General features: G+C 58.2%; 15 protein-coding genes. 10 read left to right on the top strand and 5 right to left on the bottom strand.

Translation table 11 applies throughout. The annotated features are described in order from the left end of the window. Window positions 1-50 precede the first annotated feature (50 nt). Window positions 51-368, bottom strand: coding sequence for a hypothetical protein (locus tag AB6K10_RS18125; protein ID WP_339119512.1), 318 nt, complete (start codon window positions 366-368; stop codon window positions 51-53). 572 nt (window positions 369-940) lie between these two features. Further along, window positions 941-1,552, bottom strand: coding sequence for a CDP-alcohol phosphatidyltransferase family protein (locus AB6K10_RS18120; RefSeq protein WP_159342917.1), 612 nt, complete (start codon window positions 1,550-1,552; stop codon window positions 941-943). 226 nt (window positions 1,553-1,778) lie between these two features. Here AB6K10_RS18120 and AB6K10_RS18115 point away from each other — a divergent pair, with 226 nt between their 5' ends. The 6 genes from AB6K10_RS18115 (at window position 1,779) to AB6K10_RS18090 (ending at window position 10,541) form a co-directional block, all read left to right on the top strand. After that, window positions 1,779-3,449 carry a DASS family sodium-coupled anion symporter gene (locus AB6K10_RS18115; RefSeq protein WP_254436386.1) on the top strand — a complete coding sequence of 557 codons (1,671 nt, stop codon included), beginning with the start codon at window positions 1,779-1,781 and terminating at the stop codon, window positions 3,447-3,449. A gap of 183 nt (window positions 3,450-3,632) precedes the next feature. Next, entirely contained in the window at window positions 3,633-4,955 is a 1,323-nt protein-coding gene (gene nadE, locus AB6K10_RS18110; RefSeq protein ID WP_339119511.1) for an ammonia-dependent NAD(+) synthetase, read from the top strand. Window positions 4,956-5,016: 61 nt separating this feature from the next. After that, window positions 5,017-6,165 carry an exonuclease SbcCD subunit D gene (locus AB6K10_RS18105; protein ID WP_339119510.1) on the top strand — a complete coding sequence of 383 codons (1,149 nt, stop codon included), beginning with the start codon at window positions 5,017-5,019 and terminating at the stop codon, window positions 6,163-6,165. After that, window positions 6,162-9,227: an SMC family ATPase gene (locus tag AB6K10_RS18100; protein ID WP_339119509.1), complete on the top strand. Its 3,066-nt coding sequence runs from the start codon at window positions 6,162-6,164 to the stop codon at window positions 9,225-9,227. The genes AB6K10_RS18105 and AB6K10_RS18100 overlap by 4 nt, the downstream gene beginning before the upstream one ends. A gap of 109 nt (window positions 9,228-9,336) precedes the next feature. Next, window positions 9,337-10,065: a tellurite resistance TerB family protein gene (locus AB6K10_RS18095; protein ID WP_159342913.1), complete on the top strand. Its 729-nt coding sequence runs from the start codon at window positions 9,337-9,339 to the stop codon at window positions 10,063-10,065. Next, window positions 10,065-10,541: a phosphatidylglycerophosphatase A gene (locus AB6K10_RS18090; RefSeq protein WP_339119508.1), complete on the top strand. Its 477-nt coding sequence runs from the start codon at window positions 10,065-10,067 to the stop codon at window positions 10,539-10,541. The genes AB6K10_RS18095 and AB6K10_RS18090 overlap by 1 nt, the downstream gene beginning before the upstream one ends. A 104-nt stretch (window positions 10,542-10,645) precedes the next feature. On the opposite strand, the gene AB6K10_RS18085 is transcribed toward AB6K10_RS18090, so the two are convergent. From AB6K10_RS18085 to AB6K10_RS18075, 3 genes are all read right to left on the bottom strand, one after another. Continuing rightward, complete coding sequence (locus tag AB6K10_RS18085) at window positions 10,646-12,028, bottom strand: NAD-dependent succinate-semialdehyde dehydrogenase (RefSeq protein WP_339119507.1); 1,383 nt, start codon at window positions 12,026-12,028, stop codon at window positions 10,646-10,648. Window positions 12,029-12,258: 230 nt separating this feature from the next. Beyond that, window positions 12,259-12,882: a peptide-methionine (S)-S-oxide reductase MsrA gene (msrA, locus tag AB6K10_RS18080; RefSeq protein WP_159342910.1), complete on the bottom strand. Its 624-nt coding sequence runs from the start codon at window positions 12,880-12,882 to the stop codon at window positions 12,259-12,261. 73 nt (window positions 12,883-12,955) lie between these two features. Beyond that, complete coding sequence (locus AB6K10_RS18075; RefSeq protein ID WP_253017857.1) at window positions 12,956-13,864, bottom strand: LysR family transcriptional regulator; 909 nt, start codon at window positions 13,862-13,864, stop codon at window positions 12,956-12,958. A 138-nt stretch (window positions 13,865-14,002) separates the two neighbouring features. On the opposite strand from AB6K10_RS18075, the gene AB6K10_RS18070 reads away from it, so the two are divergent. The 4 genes from AB6K10_RS18070 (at window position 14,003) to AB6K10_RS18055 (ending at window position 19,687) form a co-directional block, all read left to right on the top strand. Further along, a complete protein-coding gene (locus AB6K10_RS18070; protein WP_305946854.1) occupies window positions 14,003-15,514 on the top strand; it encodes a CoA-acylating methylmalonate-semialdehyde dehydrogenase in 1,512 nt (503 codons plus the stop codon). A 27-nt stretch (window positions 15,515-15,541) separates the two neighbouring features. After that, window positions 15,542-17,218, top strand: a complete 1,677-nt coding sequence (locus AB6K10_RS18065) for a GMC family oxidoreductase N-terminal domain-containing protein (RefSeq protein ID WP_339119506.1) — start codon at window positions 15,542-15,544, stop codon at window positions 17,216-17,218. A gap of 190 nt (window positions 17,219-17,408) precedes the next feature. After that, window positions 17,409-17,615 (top strand): cold-shock protein, encoded by a 207-nt coding sequence (locus AB6K10_RS18060; RefSeq protein WP_054641278.1) that lies wholly within the window; start codon window positions 17,409-17,411, stop codon window positions 17,613-17,615. 302 nt (window positions 17,616-17,917) lie between these two features. Beyond that, window positions 17,918-19,687: an SLC13 family permease gene (locus AB6K10_RS18055; protein WP_253017860.1), complete on the top strand. Its 1,770-nt coding sequence runs from the start codon at window positions 17,918-17,920 to the stop codon at window positions 19,685-19,687. Window positions 19,688-19,742: the final 55 nt, after the last annotated feature.

The following is a 19,742-nucleotide window of genomic DNA, read 5'->3' as shown; positions in this document are numbered from 1 at the left end:
AAGAGGCAAGCCGTTTATAGCGATAGGGAGTTACACGGTCGCTTGAACGCTTAAGCAACGGCGCTAGAAGTGGTCAAGGCTGAGGCGCGCTGAGACATCGCCACGGACGCGTGGGCGGCATGCTGCGCGTTTAAGCTCGCCATGTCGGCATAGGCGCGTTCGGTCAGGGCTACGACGTCCGGGGAAGCTCCCCACTTCAATAGCATGTCGTCGATGTGTCGCTCGGCGGCGTCGAACTGGCCACAGTGGCTCAGCAGTTTCGCAATGGTGTAGTCACACTGCGGGGTATCGAACATCTCTTCCTTGATTTCTTGAATGGCGAGTTTCAAGCCCGCTTGTGAGATATCGACTAGAGAATGAGTATGCATGCCACGACTCCTTGTGAATGCCAACGGCTGCTCGGCAAGAGCAACAGAAATATCAAAACGCTATTTATACGCGTCTTGTACTCTTCGAGAGTAATACAGGGGTGGGTGAGAATCAATCACCCGTTTCGGCTGTCTGCAAAAATTCACATGAATCAAGCAGGACAAAAAAATCCCCACGTTTCACGTGGGGATTTCGCTGTCTGTGGGCACAAAGCGGTGTGTGCTAGAACGTGAAGGTGGCTAGTAAAGTGACCAGGCATCCCGCGAAGAACGACACGGTCGCGACGGTCACTACGTCTAGCTGTTTTGCTTTTTCACGACTATGTTTTTGTTCCATAAGATATTTCTCAAGATGTTCTCGGCTGCCAGGCTGAGTGCCTTTGAAAATATGTTGACGGATCATCTGACCTCCCCAATTCGGGTAATGTGGGTGATCCCCCTCAAAGAGAGCAGCCGTGTCGTCTTCCAGACCCCTTAGGCACGGCTGACTCATACTCACAGAATAGACCAGCGACTCGGGAAAGGCGTTCATAAAAGCTATACAAAATGTTAACAATGGTGTCATCGTCGGGTCATGCGCGCAGTGTCCAGTAGCCGCCCCATAGACGTGTGACCGTTGTGATTAGACAGGCAGCGGCGAACAGGCTGGCCAGCAGCGGAAACGCCTTCGGAAACAGGCAGAACAGTACCAGGGCGGCAACCGTCTCAGTGCCTTCGGTCAAGCCCTCTAAATAATAAAATGCTTTCTTAGGAAAATTGGGGCGCTCTACTTGGCGGGCTTTGGCGGCAATAGCAAAGGCCAAAAAGGAGGTGCCGGTACCAATGAACGCAAACAGCAGTAGCGCGGCGGGGAGGGCATTTTGCGCCGAGTCCGCCAGTGCAAAACCGAGCACCACCGCCGCATAAAAGACAAAGTCGAGCCCAATGTCCAGAAAGCCCCCTGCATCGCTTTGCTGGCCGCTCAGGCGGGCCAAGGCGCCGTCTACCCCATCTCCCAGACGATTGAGCACGATGGCGGCCAGTGCCAACCCATACTGTTCGAACGCCAGCAGCGGCAGGGCGCAGATGCCAATGATAAAAGCTGCCAGCGTGACCTGATCCGGGGTGATGTGTCGATGATGCAAGGCGTGCGCCAGATAGCGAAGCGGGCGCTGGGTCATCGGCATGGTAAAGCGGTCTAACACGATGATATCTCCGTAAAAGGTGGTTTCGTTTAATGTTAGTAGTGACTAAACATTGCGACTAAAGTGGTTAGACTTTGGTTGTAATCGTCGCCAATTGACTGGACTAATGGCCTATTGCAGTGAATAAAGGGCACCGAAAACGCCAGTGGCGTTGGTTAGACATGCCATCGGGCCAGCCACCTCCTGAGCCCTTTCGTTCCCCCTGACTGCGAGCGGTACATTTATAATGCGCAGAACTGCCACGATGACGCTGTGGGACCACCTCTGGCACTCCCACGACCAAGTCAAAAACCTCCTGATGTGTGCGTTGCCGACCTCGAGTGCGGGTGGCGCTGCATCGCGCGGAGAGTCACACGACGCCCAAGACGGTCACGGCCCCGGCGGCCAACCACCAAAACCCCCTGCCTACAACCGGGCTCAGACGATCGGTCTGGTGCTGGGCCCGCTGCTGTTTGCACTGGTGGTGCTGTTTTTCCACCCGGCCGATCTGAGCTTCGAAGGGCGCATGGTGTTGGCCACCACCTTATGGGTGGCGGTGTGGTGGATCACCGAGGCCATTCCCATTCCCGTGACCTCGCTACTGCCGATTATACTGCTGCCCATTACCGGTGCGCTGGAGGGTAGCGCCGTCACGGCGGCTTACGGTAACCCGATCATCTTCCTGTTCTTGGGCGGCTTCATGATTGCCTTGGCCATGGAGAAGTGGGATCTGCACAAGCGTATTGCGCTGTCGATCATCTCCGTGCTCGGCACCAGCATTAACAGCATCGTGTTCGGTTTCATGGCGGCAACGGGCTTTTTGTCCATGTGGGTATCCAACACCGCCGCCGTCATGATGATGCTGCCCATTGGCACCGCGATTGTCTACCAGGTCACCCAGGAGCTGAACAAAACCGAAGGTGACCACAGTGAAGAGATCGATAAGTTCAGCAAAGCGCTGATTTTTGGTGTGGGCTATGGCGGCACCATTGGCGGTTTGGGCACCCTGATTGGCACGCCGCCGAACATTATCCTGGCAGCCATCGTCAATGAACTGTTTGGCGTCGAGATTTCGTTCGCGGGGTGGCTGATGTTCGCTTTCCCGGTGGTCGTTTCGCTGCTGGTGATTGGCTGGGTGATGCTGACGCGCTTCATCTACCCGATCAAGCTCGCCAAACTGCCGGGCGGCCGTGCGCTGATCCGTAAAGAGAAAGAGGCGCTGGGTAAGATCACCTTCGAAGAGAAGGCGGTACTCGGTGTGTTCCTGTTCGCCGCGTTCTTCTGGATCACTCGGTCGTTTTTATGGCAAGGCCAGATCATTAACATCCCTGGCATTAACGACACCATGATTGCGATCACCGCTGCTGTGGCGCTGTTTCTCATTCCTTCCCCCAACAAAGGCGGCTGCCTGCTGGGGTGGGACGTGGCCAAAGACGTACCGTGGGGCATCTTGCTGCTGTTCGGCGGCGGCTTGGCGATTGCTGCAGGCTTTGGCTCGTCGGGTCTGGCTTCCTGGATTGGCGGCCAAATGAGCGTGCTGGAAGGCGTGAACTTCCTGCTAGTGATTCTGCTGGCCACCGGTATGGTGCTGTTCCTGACCGAAATCACCTCCAACACGGCCACGGCCACCATGATCCTGCCGGTACTGGCGTCGCTGGCGCTGGCGCTGAATATTCACCCGTTCGTGCTAATGGTACCGGCGGCCATGGCGGCGAACTGCGCCTTCATGCTGCCCGTGGGCACGCCGCCTAACGCGATCATTTTCGCCACCGGCAAAATCAAAATCATCGAGATGGTGCGTAACGGCTTCTGGCTGAACATCATTGCGATGTTCCTCATCGTGGCCGCGGTCTACTTCCTGCTGCCGATGCTGTGGGGCGTTGACTTAACGACCTATCCGGATGCGTTTCGGGACTAATCTAGATTAAATTTATCCGGTAAGCCTTCAGCCCCCATCCTGCGATGGGGGCTTTTTTATGCGGCTTTCAGCGCGAAACGGCATGCCGGGGTGGGTTGGCCGCCTTTCGACAAATGGCAGGGATTACCTATAGTGGCTTGAGGGATTTCAACACGCAGGCATACCCCAAAAAAGGAAATGGCAATGGAACTGCTCGAACATGTCCGCGACTATCTGCAAAAGCACGCCTTGAAACTCGCCACCGCCGAGTCCTGCACGGCTGGGCTGATCGTGTCGGAGCTAGCGCGAGTGCCCGGCAGCGGCCAATCAATAGATGGTGGCTTGGCCGTCTACTCCCCGGACGCGAAGCAGCGCTATCTCTCCGTGAGCGCCCATACCATTGAGACGTGCGGATTAACCAGCGAGGCCACCTCCAAAGAGATGGCGCTGGGGGCGTTGGCCAACAACGATGCCAACGTGGCCCTGGCTAATACCGGCATTGCCGGGCCAGAGCCCCACGACGGCATTCCAGTAGGTACGGTATGTTTTGCTTGGGCGTTTTACCACGAACAGCAGTACTACCTGATATCCGAGACGCGGCGCTTTTCCGGTGACCGCAACGAGGTGCGTTTAGCTGCCGCCCACTACGCGCTGAAGCGCCTACCTGAGCATCACTCAGCCGTGGTAGAGGGGCAGGGGAGTGCCATCGCTCATCAAGCCAATCAGGCCCATATCCAGACAGCGCTACAGGTGTCGCCCACCCTTGATCCGCAGCAGGAAGTGGAGCGTCGCGTGGCATTTTTATATCGCCAGCTAGTGAGCACTGGGCAGAAGAGCTTGGTGCTGGGCATTAGCGGCGGTGTCGATTCCACTGTGGCCGGTCGGCTGGCGCAGCTAGCGGTCGAAAAAGCCCGCCAAGAGGGAGTCGAGGCGCACTTCTACGCTATGCGTTTGCCCTACGACACCCAGCAGGATGAAGAAGACGCCCTGCAGGCGCTGGCGTTTATCCAGCCGGATAACGTACTGACGGTCAATATTCAGGCGGCCAGCGATGCGCTGTTGGCCTCGCTTGAAGCCGGTGGGCTGGGCTTTACCGACGCCCATCAGCGGGATTTCGTGCTGGGTAACATTAAAGCGCGCCAGCGGATGGTGGCCCAGTACGCCGTAGCAGGCGCCAACGCAGGGTTGGTGGTAGGTACCGACCAAGCGGCCGAAGCGTTGATGGGCTTTTTTACCAAGTATGGCGACGGTGCCTGCGATATTGCGCCGCTCACCGGGTTGACCAAAGCCCAGGTGCGGCAGCTCGGCGCCGTGCTAGGGGCACCGGAAGCGCTGGTAGAAAAACAGCCCACCGCCGACCTGGAAACCCTCAAACCACAGCTCGCCGACGAAGAAGCGCTGGGCGTTAGCTATGCGGATATCGATGCCTTTCTTACCGGCGAGCAAATAAGCGAGAGCGCCCGTGCTACCATTATCCAAACCTACCAGCGCTCGGCGCACAAGCGTCAGCTGCCTATCACTCCCTAAGCGCTAGCGTCGCGGTGTCAGGTTGTTATGATGCAGCTAACGTTTCTGTGTCGAGCCTGTCATGCGATTACTTCATACCGCCGATTGGCATTTAGGGCGGCTGTTTCACAACCTTTCCCTGCTGGAAGACCAGCGTCATGTGTTGCAGCAGCTGCTGGAGATCATCGACCGCGAGCAAGTGGATGCCGTGCTGGTGGCGGGCGATATTTACGACCGCTCGGTGCCTCCGGCAGCGGCGGTCACGCTGCTGGATGAGATCTTAGGCGAGCTGTGCGAGAAGCGTGGCCTGCCGGTCGTGATGATTTCCGGTAATCACGACGGTGCCGAGCGGCTGGGGTTTGGCGCACGCCACCTGCGCCAGGCCGGGCTGCATATTCTCACCGACCTAGCCACCTGCGACCAGCCGGTCACGCTCACGATTGGCGATGACACGTTGGATATCTTCGGCATCCCCTACGCCGACCCAGAATATGTACGCAGCGAGTTTGGCGAAGACGTGCGCGACTTCGACAGTGCCCACCGCTACCTGCTGGAGCGCATTGAGGCACAGCGCCAGCCGGGCCGCCCGACGCTACTGATGAGCCACTGTTTTGTGGATGGCGGAACCGCCAGCGACTCCGAACGCCCGCTCACCCTGGGCGGAGCGGAAAGCGTTGCTTGGGAACCCATGCAGGGCTTTGACTACGTGGCGCTGGGCCACCTTCACGGTCCTCAAATTCGCGGTGGCGAACATATTCGCTATAGCGGCTCGCTGCTGAAGTACAGCTTTTCCGAAGCCACCCAGCGCAAAGGCGTCACCCTTGTTGAGGTGGGCAGCGAAGGCGTCACCCAAATAGCCCACCATCCGCTGCTGCCCCGCCGGGACGTGCGCGTGCTAGAAGGTGAGCTGGACCAGCTTTTGGCCCAAGCGGCCGCTGACCCCCACGCCGATGACTATCTGCTGGTGCGCCTCACCGACCGCCACGCCATTCTCGACCCCATGGGCAAACTGCGGGCGGTGTACCCCAACGTGCTGCACTTGGAAAAGCCCGGCATGCTGGAAGCGAAAGGCCGCCAACAGCTAGACCGCGAGCGGCTCGCGTTCAGCGCGCTGGATATGTTTAGCGACTTCTTCACTCAAACCAGCGGCGAGCCAATGAGCGACGCCCAGGCCCGTGCCATGGGCGAGTTGATCACTACCCTGAGCTGTGAGCAGGAGGGCCAAGCATGACGCCATTAACGCTGACCATGCAGGCCTTTGGCCCCTTTGCGGGCAGGGAGACGATTGATTTTACTGCGCTAGGCAGAAGCCCGCTGTTTCTGATTAACGGCCCCACCGGCGCGGGTAAAAGCTCGATCCTCGATGCGATTTGTTTTGCTTTGTACGGCCAAACCACCGGCAACGAGCGGGACGCGGGCCAGATGCGCTGCGACCAAGCGGATGCTTCTCTGCTCACCGAAGTCAGCCTGACGTTTCGCCTGCGTGATGCCATGTATCGGGTGCGCCGAGTGCCTCTGCAGGAGCGTCCCAAAGCCAGCGGCGAAGGCACAATGACACAAACCGCAGAAGCCCAGCTGTGGCGACTCACTCCAGAAGGCGAGGAGGACGAGTGCCTAGTGGCGCGTAAGGTCACCGATGCCACGGCCGAGCTGCAAGCGCTAATAGGCCTAGACGCCAATCAGTTTCGTCAGGTGATGGTGCTCCCCCAGGGTAAGTTCCGCGAACTGCTGCTGGCAGGCTCCAAAGATCGCGAAGTCATTTTCTCCCAGCTGTTTCAAACCCAGGTATTCCAGCGTATTGAAGAGCGCCTGCGCACTCAGGCTAATCAAATCGAGCGGGCGGTGAGCGATCATCGCCAGCATATCAATGGCATTCTTGCCGGGGGGGATCTTGAGAGCGAAGCCGCGTTGGCGCAAGAGATGGAGGCGCTTACCCCTCAGGTGGGCCAGTCGCGTGAGCGCTTTGAAACGGCACAGCAGCAACGCCGCCGCGCCGAACAGCAGCGCGATGAAGCCCTGGCGCTGCAGCGCCAATTTGAGGCTCGGGACGCACTGGCTGCCGATAAAGCTCGCCATCTTGGGCAGCGCGGCGAGGTCGACAACAGCCAATTACGGTTAGCGCAAAGCGCCCATGCCCAAGCGCTGCGCCCCCAAAAAGCCGCTTTAGACCAAGCGCAGCAGGCGTTGGCTACTGCTCAGGCGGAACAGCACCAGGCGCACGCCGCGTTAACGACGCAGCGCACTAGCGCTGAGCAGGCGCAGCAGGCGTTAGAATCGGCGCGCCAGCGTCAGGTAGAGCTTCCAGAACTAAGGGAGCGGCACCGTCAATTGGGAGAGTTTATTCAAAAGAGCCAGCAGCTCAGTGAGCTGCAGCGGCACTTTCAAACGTCTCAGACTGCCTGGCAACAAGCCGATGAGGCGCTTAAGCGCGATGAGCGGCAGCTAGATGGCATTCGCCAACAGGGCGAAGCCATTGGCGTTCACCTGGAACGCTTGCAGAGTGAGTTTCAGCAACTGGCGAGCGCCCCCGCTGAGCTAAGCCGCCATCACCACCTGCTAGCCCTGCGCCAAGAGCTGGATGAACTCACCCAGCGGCGCCAGGGGTTAACCACGCAACAGCAGCAGGCTAAAAACGCGCTCAGCCACCAACAAGGCGAGACCGAGCGTGCCGAACGCTACGCCACTGAGCAGGAGATGCGTTGGCACCAGGGCCAGGCCGCGCTGTTAGCGCTGACCCTTGAGCAGGATGCCCCCTGCCCGGTATGTGGAAGCCTGGAGCATCCCGCCCCAGCGATAAATCGCGCCGAGTTGGTCACCCAGGCTCAGGTGGAAGACGCTAGAACGGTGCAAGAACAGGCGCGCCAGGCACTGCAACGTGCAGAGCGTCACCACCATCAGCTCACTCAGCACATCGACAGCCACAACGAGCAGGCTCAGCGGCTTACCCAGCAGTTGGGGGAGTGGGCTAGCCAGCCGTTGCTTGCACTACAACAGGCCTATGAAGACCTGCGCCAACAGGTACAGCGCCGGGAGCAGGTTGAGGCTGAGATTCGCCAGCAAACCGCTGCACGGGAGTCGCTGCGACGTGAGTGGGGCACGCTGGATAAGCAGCTCAAAGCCCAGCGTCCTGAGGTGGAAAAGGCAAAAGAGAGCGCGTTACGCCTAGAGAGCCGACGTGATCAGCTGAGCCAGTCGCTGCCGGAAGACGCCCGTCATCCTGAAGCAATGCGCCAAACCCTGGATGAGCTGGAGCAGCACATCGCCCAGCTTGAAAAGGCCTGGGAGAGCGCCCAGCAAGCGCTTTCGACTAGCCAGACCCAACTGGCGCGGGCGGAAGAGCAGTTACGCGGGGCGAACGAGCGGGTCGAGCGTAGCGAGCAGTCGCTTCAGCAGGCTCACGCCGAGTGGCAGGCCGCGTTGCAGGCTAGCCCCTTTGGTGATGAAGCGGAATATCAGGCCGCCCAACTGAATGATGCCCAGCGGCATGAGCTGACGCATCGGGTGGAGGCGTATCAACGCCGCTTGGCCGAGCTTGAGGGCGCGCTAGAGAATTACCAAACCCAGCTGGTGGAAAAAACGCCGCCGGATCTCGCCGCACTGACTGCCCAGGCTGAAAGTGCACAGGCTCAAGAAAACAGCCAGCTAGAGACCTGGCGGCAACTGGATGGGCGATTAACCACGTTGCAAAACATTCACCAAAAGCTGGCGGCTGCCCACGCCTCCCAGGCGGAGCTGGAAGCCCAATACCAGCTGTGGGGCACGCTGAGCGATGTCGCCAACGGCCGCACCGGCCACCGCATCAGCCTGCAGCGCTTTGTACTGGGCGTGCTGCTGGATGATGTGTTGATTCAAGCATCTGAACGTTTGGTGCGCATGAGCCGTGGGCGCTACCAGTTGGTGCGCCGGGAAGACCCCTCTAAAGGCAATAAAGCGTCTGGACTAGAGCTAGACGTGGCTGATACCTACACCGGCAAAAATCGCCCGGTGGCCACGCTCTCTGGTGGGGAGTCGTTTATGGCGGCGCTGTCGCTGGCGCTGGGGCTTTCCGATGTGGTGCAGGCCTACGCGGGCGGTATTCAGCTCGATACGCTATTTATCGATGAAGGCTTTGGCAGCCTGGACCAAGACGCCCTGGATCAAGCCATTGCCATGCTGAGCGAGCTGCAAATGAGCGGCCGCATGATTGGGATTATTTCCCACGTCAGCGAACTCAAAGAGCAGATGCCGGTTCGTATTGAGGTGAGCGCTAGCCGTCATGGCAGTTCGGTCGCGGTGAAAGGGGCGCTGAGCTAAGCGCTAGCGCGGGGTTAATTCATGCTGCATTCATGTAGCATGCGTTATAACAAGGGTTAAACGACCCGCGTTTGCCCCGTCGAACGAATGTTTATTGAGGAGTGCAAGGATGAACGCAAGCAAAATTCTACAGCAGCTGATGAGCCAGGCCAGTGGTAGCAAAGGCAGCAGCGGCGGCATGGATGTCAAAGGTGTGATTGATGGGCTCTCCCGCCATTTAGGCGGTAATAGCAGCCAAGGTACACGTCAAAGCAGCGGTTCCAGCGGTTTTGATGTGAAAAGCCTGCTGGGCGGCGGTGCCATGGGCATGCTGGTGGGTTCCAAACGTGGCCGTAGCATGGGCGGTAAAGCGTTGAAATATGGCGCGATTGCGGGTGTAGGCATGCTGGCGTGGAAAGCGTGGCAAAGCTCGCAGGAAAAGAAAGGAGCGGCGACCCAATCCTCATCAGAAGGCGAGCGCGTCGAGGTGCTGAGCGGTGAGTATCAAGAGCGCCGCAGCCTGGAGCTGTTGCAGGCAATGATCATGGCCGCCCGGGCGGATGGTCATATCGATGAGCAGGAGCAGGCGCTAATTACCGATCAGATTGATGCCCTTGGCGCGGATGAGGAGATGCACCGCTGGGTGGAACAGCAGCTAAAAGCGCCGCTGGATGCCCAGTCACTCGCCCGTGAGGCGGATTCCCCCCAGGCAGCTCGCGAGATGTATCTGATCAGCGTGGCAGTGATTGACGACCAAAACCCCATGGAGCGGGCATGGTTGGATCAACTCGCCAGCGCGCTAAACCTAACGCCAGAGATGGCGGCAGAGCTTGAACGTCAGGCACAGCAGGCTGGCTAATGCTCGATACGATTAATTTTTGGCTAGCGACCGGCTTTGGGCTAGGGCTAGCGCCCGTTGCGCCAGGCACCTTTGGTTCATTGATTGGCTTGCCGCTGGCGTGGTGGCTCTTGGGTCGCCCGACCGGACAGCAGGCTGCCATCATCGCGCTGATGCTGGTGGCCGCGGTGCCGGTGTGCCATATCGCGGCGTGGCACTACGATGGTTTGGATCACGGTAGCATTGTCGCCGATGAGTACGTCGCCTTCCCGCTGGTAGTGCTGGGGCTAAAAGCCGCTCGCCATCCGCTGGTACTGGCCTTGGCGTTTGGCGTCTACCGCTTCTTCGATGGCTTGAAACCGCCACCTATTCATTTAGCGGAATACGTTAACGGCGGGTTGGGCATCGTGTTGGATGACGTGATCGCCGCGCTGGTAAGCTGGCTGGTGGTGGCACTGTTGATGACGCTATGGCAGCGTCGGCGGCAAATCGCCTAACGCTGCTTTTAGAATACGCTATCCATAAAAACGCCGCAGGTCGTGAAACGACACTGCGGCGTTTTTATGGGTTAGCCCATCGTGAGCCGATGGGCTTGGTGATGTTAGCTTTGCACCACAATCACCGATTTCGCATTAACGAACTCATGCATACCAAAGCCGCCGTGCTCACGGCCATAGCCTGAATCTTTCACGCCGCCAAACGGCATTTCAGGCGTTGCCACACCAAAGCCGTTGATAAACACCATGCCGGTATCGAAATACTTGCTGGCAAGCTCGGTGGCACGCTTCACGTCTTTGGAGATGATGCCGCCGCCCAAGCCGTAGCGGCTGTCGTTGGCGATGCGCATGGCGTCTTCATCATCTTTGGCGCGAATCAACGCGGCAACCGGGCCAAACAGCTCGTCGTCGTAGGCGGGCTGTCCGGGGGTGACGTTATCCAGCACGGTGACCGGGTAGAACGCCCCTTTGCCTTCCGGCTTCTCACCGCCGCAGAGGATTTTCGCGCCTTTACGCACGCTCTCTTCCACCTGCTCGTGAAGGCCGTCGCGAAGATCGACACGGGCCATCGGGCCTAGGTCGCTATCTTCTTTGGTCGGGTCGCCCGCTTTCAAGTCCTTCATGCGTGCCACGTAGCGCTCTTTGAACGCTTCGTAGTTTTTCTCGGTGACCACAAAGCGTTTTGCCGCCACACAGGTTTGGCCGCCGTTAAACACGCGGCCAGTGACACAGGTATCTACTGCCACGTCCAGGTCGGCATCGTCCAACACCAGGTAGGCATCGTTGGAGCCTAGCTCTAGTACGGTCTTTTTCAGATGCTCGGCGGCTTTAGCGGCCACTTTGCGGCCAGCGCCGTCGCTACCGGTCAAGGTCACGCCACGTACGGCTTTATGGGCGATGACAGTGTCGGACACATCGTGTGAAATGACGAGCGTACGGAAAACGTTTTCCGGCAGGCCCGCTTCACGGTAGATTTTTTCCAGCAGCAGGCCGCTGCCCGTCACGTTTTCAGCGTGTTTTAGCAGCACGCTGTTACCTGCCATAATATTGGCGATGGAGTAGCGCACTACTTGGTAAGCAGGGAAGTTCCACGGCTGAATGCCGTAAATCACGCCCATGGGGGAGTAGGTGACGATGCCGCGCTCGCCGTTACCGGGTTTGCGCTCTTCATCAGCCAGCTTGGTGGGACCATGCTCGGCGGTGTAATCACAAATGCCGACGCAAAGATCCACTTCCTGACGCGCTTGCGAGGGCAGCTTGCCCATCTCTTTAACCATTAGGTCGGCAAGCTCTTCTTTATGCGCGCTCATTGCTTCGCCAATGGCTTTCACCACCTTGGCGCGGTGCTCGAGCGGCTTGAGCCGCCAATCCAGAAACGCCTCATGACTGGCCTCGACTACCTGCTTGGCCTGGCTTTCATCCATCAGCGTATAGGTCTCAAGCGTTTCGCCGGTGGTCGGGTTCACTGTCGTAATGGTGTTGCTCATAAGATCTCCTATCTTTAGATCAACGGGGCGTTTAATCAGATAGAGCAGCCCTTTAGCCGACTGGTCTATTAATGCTGACTTTCTACCTTAGTAGAAAAATGGCGGTTTGCCCAAATGAATGAGTCGCCATCATATAAACCTGCTAGTAGGGCAGGGCGCATAGGGAATCGTTCCATAAAAACGCCAAGGCGAATCAACCGCCTTGGCGTTTTGAGGCTAACGGGGTGAGATTACTCGACAGTAGGGCCGCCCGCTTCTTCGCCCCACACTTCTTCTAGACGGTCATCCCGACCGCAGCTCAGGCGGTAGAATTTGTAGCGTAGCGGATTTTTTTCGTAGTAATCCTGGTGATACTCCTCGGCTGCCCAAAACTCGCTGGCAGGAACGATTTGAGTCGCTATCTCTTGATCGAAACGGGCTTCCATCTCGGCTTTCGACGCTTCGGCCAAGGCCCGCTGCTCATCATTATGATAAAAGATCGCCGACCGGTACTGATCACCGCTATCGCAGAACTGGCGGTCGACGGCGAAGGGGTCTATGTTCCTCCAGAAAATCTCCAACAGCTGTTCATAGCTGATTTGGCTGTCGTCATACTCAATTTGCACGACTTCCGCATGGCCAGTACCGCCTCGGGATATCTGCTCGTAGGTCGGATTCTCAAGCTCGCCGCCCATGTAGCCGGATATGGTGGCGCTCACGCCCGGCTGTTTGTCGTAAGGCGGTTCCATGCACCAGAAGCAGCCGCCAGCAAAGGTCGCCTCGCTATTGGACTGCGCGTGAAGCGATGCGCTTGCCAGACCGGCGGCGGCCATCACGCACAGGGTTAAAGGGCGAAAAGAGGGAAATCGGATCATTGTAAACACTCCGGTGGCGGTGACGAATCAATGCTCGTTATTGAGCCCATTAGTGTCGAGAGGTTCCGCTTCCTTACAGCGACCTTAGACGATGCGGCCATACCGTATCGAGGGTGTCCAGCGCCGCCTTAATCGTAGGCTCGGTGGCGCGGTCGCTGCGCCAGATCAGGCTTAATGCGCAGGGCAGGCGAACGTTGTCCGCCACCGCCAAGCCGCTCTCTTGGCGTTCGGCCATGGCCAGCGCGTCTCGCGCTAGGCTCAGGCCCACGCCTGCTCTGACTAAATCCAGCATACACGCCTCTTGGTCGACCTGGGCAACACGGTTCGGGGTCGCGCCGCTTGCGGCTAACGCTCGCTTGAGTAGCCGGGAGTGCGCTGACACAGCGGGGGTCACAATCCAGGGCAGTTGCGCAAGCGCCTCCCAGCGGGTGTCGGCAAGTTTGGCTTCCCAGCCCGGCGGTGCCACCACGTGGTAGTGAAAGTGGGTTAACTCTCGCCATGCTAGCGTAGGATTGCCAGTGCCTTCGCCGGGCGGGGCGAGAAAAAAGCCCACATCTAACTCCCCCTGCTCGACGTTGTCCAATACGCTGCCGCTCATGCCGTGGTGAAGCTCGGTTTCCAGCTGTGGCGCGCGGGCCATCAAGCGGCTGAGAAAATCACCCAAGCGAATAAATTCCGGGTCAACAATGGTGCCAATGCGCAGCTTGCCCCGCAGCGTGCTGTGTAACGCGCTGGCGCTCTGCTCGAAGGCCAGCGCGCTGGCCAGGGCATTTTCAGCGGCCGGTAGCAAGGCGTAACCATCGGCGGTCAGCGTTAACCCTTGCGGGCGGCGGGTAAACAGCGTTAGTCCCAGATGTTGCTGTAGCTGCTTCAACTTTAGGCTAACGGCGGGCTGGGTCAGGTGGAGCTGCTCGGCCGCCTTTGAGACGCTGCCGGTATGGGCAACGGCCACAAAGGCCCGCAGCGTGGCGTACTCCTGCATGGTGGTGAACCTTCATTGTTATGTTATTAGCAAAGCTTATATCTGGGTTAAAAATTACTCAATTGCTTGGCCTGTTAGGCGGGGTAGTCTAGTGATCATCCTCCGATCACTTAAGCTTTTGTTATAAAGGTAGCGACAATGACAACCAACGCCATCCACCACTTTATTAACGGCCAACGCAGCGAAGGCGCCTCCGGCAGCGCCCAGGATGTCTTTAACCCTGCCACCGGGCAGGTCACCGGCCGCGTTGCCCTGGCTTCGGCCGCCGATGTAGACACCGCCGTGCAAGCCGCCCAAGCAGCATTTCCAGCCTGGGCCGATACGCCGCCTATTCGCCGCGCTCGGGTCATGTTCAAATTCCTGGAGCTGCTGAACGCCAATAAAGATGCCCTGGCCGAAGCAATCACCAAAGAGCACGGCAAGGTATTTACCGATGCCCAGGGCGAAGTGGCACGGGGTATTGATATTGTCGAGTTTGCCTGCGGTATTCCCCAGCTATTAAAGGGTGATTACACCGAGCAGGTTAGCACCGGCATCGATAACTGGACCGTGCGCCAGCCGCTGGGCGTGGTCGCCGGTATTACGCCGTTTAACTTCCCGGCGATGGTGCCGATGTGGATGTTCCCCATCGCCATTGCCGCCGGTAATACCTTTATTCTCAAGCCCAGCCCGCTGGACCCTAGCGCCTCGCTGATGATCGCGGATCTGTTGACACAAGCAGGCCTGCCCGATGGCGTGTTCAACGTGGTGCAGGGCGATAAAGACTCCGTTGAAGCGCTGATCGACCACCCACACGTTAAAGCGCTGTCGTTCGTCGGCTCTACGCCGATTGCCAACCTGATTTACGAGCGCGGGGCTAAGCACGGCAAACGCGTGCAGGCACTGGGCGGGGCGAAAAACCATATGGTGGTCATGCCAGACGCCCATCTTGATAAAGCAGTGGATGCGTTAATTGGCGCAGCCTACGGCAGTGCGGGCGAGCGCTGCATGGCGATTAGCGTGGCCGTGCTGGTCGGCGATGTGGCCGATAAAGTCGTGCCGATGCTCACCGAGCGGGCTAAGACGCTGAAAGTCAAAGATGGCATGCAGCTGGATGCAGAAATGGGGCCCATCGTGACCCGCCAAGCGCATCAGCGGATCACCGGGTACATCGAAAAGGGTGTGGCAGAAGGCGCGCAGCTTATTGTCGATGGGCGCGAGTTTGATAGCACTCAAGCGGGTGAGGGCTGTGCTGACGGTTTCTGGATGGGCGGCACCCTGTTCGACCACGTCACGCCAGAGATGACTATCTATAAAGAGGAGATCTTTGGCCCGGTGCTGGTATGCGTGCGCGTGCCGGATGTGGCGACCGCCATTCAACTGATCAACGACCATGAGTTTGGCAACGGGGTGAGCTGCTTTACCGAAAGCGGCAGCGTTGCCCGGGAATTTGGCCGCCGGATTCAGGTGGGCATGGTCGGCATCAACGTACCGATTCCGGTGCCTATGGCGTGGCACGGTTTTGGCGGCTGGAAGCGCTCGCTGTTTGGCGATACCCACGCGTATGGCGAAGAGGGTGTGCGCTTCTACACCAAGCAGAAGTCGATCATGCAGCGCTGGTCGGACTCCATCGACGCGGGTGCAGAGTTTGTGATGCCGACGGCGAAGTAGCGCCTGACCGTTACGGGAGCCAAACCCATGCCAACAAATACAACCACTCATCCCACCGCAGAAGCATTTGATTACATCGTGATTGGCGCAGGCACCGCAGGGTGCCTGATGGCCAATCGACTGAGCGCCGACCCCAATAATCGGGTGCTGCTGATTGAGGCAGGCGGTCGGGATAACTACCACTGGATTCATATTCCAGTGGGCTACCTTTATTGTATCAATAATCCGCGCACCGACTGGCTGTTTCGTACCGAGCCGGACAAAGGGCTCAATGGCCGCTCGCTGATCTACCCACGGGGGAAAACCCTGGGGGGCTGTTCTAGCATCAACGGCATGATCTACATGCGCGGTCAGGCCAGGGATTACGACCACTGGGCCGAGGTCACCGGCAGCGACGAGTGGCGTTGGGAGAACTGCCTGCCCGACTTTATCAAACACGAAAACCACTACCGGCTGGATGAAGGCAGCGACGGTGATGAGACTCACCGCGCTTTTCATGGCCATGGCGGCGAGTGGCGGGTCGAGAAGCAGCGCCTGAAATGGGAAGTGCTGGATGACTTTGCCGAAGCAGCGGTGCAGGCGGGCATCCCCCGCACCGACGACTTCAACCGGGGGAGTAATGAAGGGGTTGCCTATTTTGAGGTAAACCAGCGGGATGGTTGGCGTTGGAACACCGCCAAGGCATTTTTGCGTAGCGCGCTAAAGCGGGACAACCTGACGCTTTGGCACTCCACCCAGGTGAATCGGTTCTGCTTCGATCATACGCAAGCGCTTCGTTGTACGGGGGTAGAGGTAGTGCGCAGCGGCAAAACCCAGCGCGTGCAGGCGCGAAAAGAGGTAGTGCTGTGTGCAGGGGCCATTGGCTCGCCTCACCTTTTACAGCTGTCGGGTATTGGGCCTGCTGAGCATTTGCGTGAGCACGGCATTGAAGTGGTGCACGACCTGCCTGGGGTAGGTGAAAACCTGCAAGATCATCTCCAGATTCGCTCGGTGTATCGTGTCAGTAATGCCAAAACGCTCAATGCTATTGCCAGTACGCTGTGGGGCAAGGCGGGGATTGGCTGGGAGTATGTGACCAAGCGCACCGGGCCGATGAGCATGGCGCCTTCGCAGCTTGGTGCGTTTACCCGCAGTTCTGACGATCAGCCGTACCCCAATATTCAGTATCACGTTCAGCCGCTCAGCTTAGAGGCCTTTGGGCAGCCGCTGCATCCGTATCCGGCCATTACGGCGAGCGTATGCAACTTGAACCCTACCAGCCGAGGAACGGTGCGTTTGAAAAGCGCCGACCCGCGTCAGGCACCGGCGATTTCGCCGAACTATCTCAGCACGCCGGAGGATCGCAAGGTAGCGGCTGATTCGCTGCGGGTGACTCGGCGTATCGCCGAACAGCCTGCCTTCGCTAAATATTCGCCTGAAGAAGTGAAGCCGGGCGTTGAGTATCAAACCGATGACGAGCTAACGCGACTCGCAGGGGATATTGGCACAACGATTTTTCACCCGGTCGGCACCACGCGGATGGGGAAACGTGATGACCCAATGGCGGTGGTGGATGAAAAATTGCGGGTGCGCGGGGTGGCGGGATTGCGGGTCGCAGACGCGGGTGTGATGCCGACCATCACCAGTGGGAACACCAATTCTCCGACGTTAATGATCGCCGAAAAGGCGGCGGGATGGATTTTGAAAGAAAATTCATTGCATTGACTTTTTTTTCCATCATAGTGTTGACGTGCGGCGTCGTTAAGCGCATGCTGCATGCAGTTGGTTAGCAAGTCGAACGTTGTCAGCAGTATCGAAACGCTCTAGCGTTGAGTCTGGTGAAAGTTTCTTGTTCTACCCACTGCAACTCGGGTATTACCCGGCTCTACATTAAGCTAAATCGAGGATTTCGATCATGGCAACTGGTACCGTTAAGTGGTTTAACGACACTAAAGGCTTCGGCTTCATTTCTCCGGACGACAACGGCGACGACCTGTTCGCGCACTTCTCCGAAATTCAAGCTGACGGCTTCAAAACTCTGCAAGACGGCCAGAAGGTTTCCTTCGACGTCACTCAGGGTAAAAAAGGCCTTCAGGCTTCCAACATCAAAGTTCTGGGTTAATCCAGCTTGATGTTTGCCGCTAGCACTCGATGCTAGCGCGCTAGAAAAACCCCGCCTTGTGCGGGGTTTTTTGCTTGTGGATTACTATCTGACTCACACCTCACACCTCACACCTCACACCTCACACCTCACACCTCACACCTCACACCTCACACCTCACACCTCACACCTCACACGCATATTCTTTTTTGTTCTGACTGTGTTTCTAAAAATAACTTTTTAGAATATCTGCTAGGCGGCACAATGCCCTTCATATTGTTCGGTTATATCAGTTGAGTGGGCTTGAGAAAGGATGTGGGGTTATGTCGCTGGATGCTTGGATTGCAATAGGGGTCGTGCTGACGATTTTTCCGCTGATGGCGCTCTCTCGCCTCGGTCCGGACATCATTTTAATGGGCGCAGTAGTGGTGTTAATGACACTGGGCGTCATCGATCCTCAACAGGCGCTGGGTGGATTTTCCAATAGCGGCCTGTTTACCGTCGCGTTCATGTACGTGCTGGTGGCTAGTATTCGTGAGACTGGCGGTATCGATCTGATCATTCGCTACGTGTTGGGGCGTCCATCGAGTGAACGCGGCGCGCTGACACGTCTATTGTTACCCGTAGCGTCGCTCAGCGGCTTTCTCAATAACACCCCGGTGGTGGCGACCTATATTCCCGCCGTTTTGAGTTGGAGCCGCCGTTTGCGGCTTTCCCCACAGCGTTTGCTCATGCCGCTGAGCTTTGCCTCTATTTTAGGCGGTACTATCACGCTATTTGGTACCAGCACTAACCTGGTAGTGCATGGGCTGCTGATCGAGCGCTACCCTGATTTGGCCATGGGGCTTTTCGACTTGGCGAGGGTAGGCATTCCGGTCGCGGTCGCGGGCTTGGCATACCTGATTTTCCTTGGCCCGCGTTTATTGCCCGCCCGTGGCGGCACGGCTAAAGCCTTTGCCAACCCACGCGAGTTCACGATCGAAATGGAAGTCGACCCGGCAGGGGTGCTGGTAGACCGCACGGTCGAAGAGGCGGGGCTGCGCCATTTGCAGGAACTGTTCCTTGTAGAGATTGAGCGTGCCGGTAACGTGGTCAGTGTAGTTGGACCAGGGGAGCAGCTCAAAGGCGGGGATCGTTTGGTGTTCGTGGGTACCTCGGATGCCGCTGTGGAGCTTCAGCAGATCCGTGGGCTGATCCCTTCTCGGGATGGCGCTTCTAGCTTAGAAAAAGAGTTCAAAGAGCGCCGTTTGGTCGAGGCGGTGGTCTCCAATCAATGCCAGTTTATTGGTCAACGGATTCGTGACGGTCGATTTAGAACGCTATACGGCGCGGCCGTGCTGGCGATTTGTCGCGGCGGCGAGCGCGTGAGAGGGAACCTCGGCCAAGTGCGCTTGCAGCCTGCCGATGTATTGCTATTGGAGGCACGCCCGCCGTTCATCGAGCGCCACCGGCAGTCGAAAGATTTCTTATTGATCAGCGAACTCAACGGCTCGGCGCGGCCCATTCATGAAAAGGCGCCGCTGGCGTGGGGAATTTTAATAGGTGCGGTGCTGCTGGCGGCGTTGGGCGTGCTGAGCATGCTCAATGCCGCCATGCTGGGCGCGGCCATGGCACTGTTGACCGGCTGTTGTACGGTGGGCGCCGCCAAGCGCGGGCTAGACACCCAAGTGCTTTTGACCATCGCCGCTTCGTTTGGGGTGGGGGCAGCGTTACAGTCGTCAGGTGCTGCGGATGCCATGGCAGGCAGCGTGCTATCGCTGGTGGCGGGCAGCCCGTGGCTGCTGCTGGTGGGAACTTACTGCGTCGTGGCGCTGCTTACGGAGTTAGTGACCAACAACGCGGCGGCGGTAATCATCTTTCCGGTGGTTATGGCGGCCGCAGAAAGCCTCGGCGTCAGCCCCATGCCTTACGTAGTCGCGGTGATGTTTGCTGCGTCGGCCAGCTTTCTTACCCCGATTGGCTATCAAACCAACTTAATGGTGCATGGCCCCGGTGGTTATCGCATCACTGATTTTCTCCGCGTCGGCGGCGGCTTGAACGTGCTGACGGGGGGGATTGCCGTGAGCCTGATTCCTTGGGTATGGCCGTTCTAAGCCGCTAATGACTCGCTCCCCGCGCTGCTTTACGCTAGGGTGGCGCTTTTCATAT

This window comes from Halomonas sp. BMC6, assembly GCF_964204995.1.
Lineage (GTDB): Bacteria > Pseudomonadota > Gammaproteobacteria > Pseudomonadales > Halomonadaceae > Vreelandella.
This window is presented reverse-complemented; position numbering and strand designations above follow the sequence as displayed.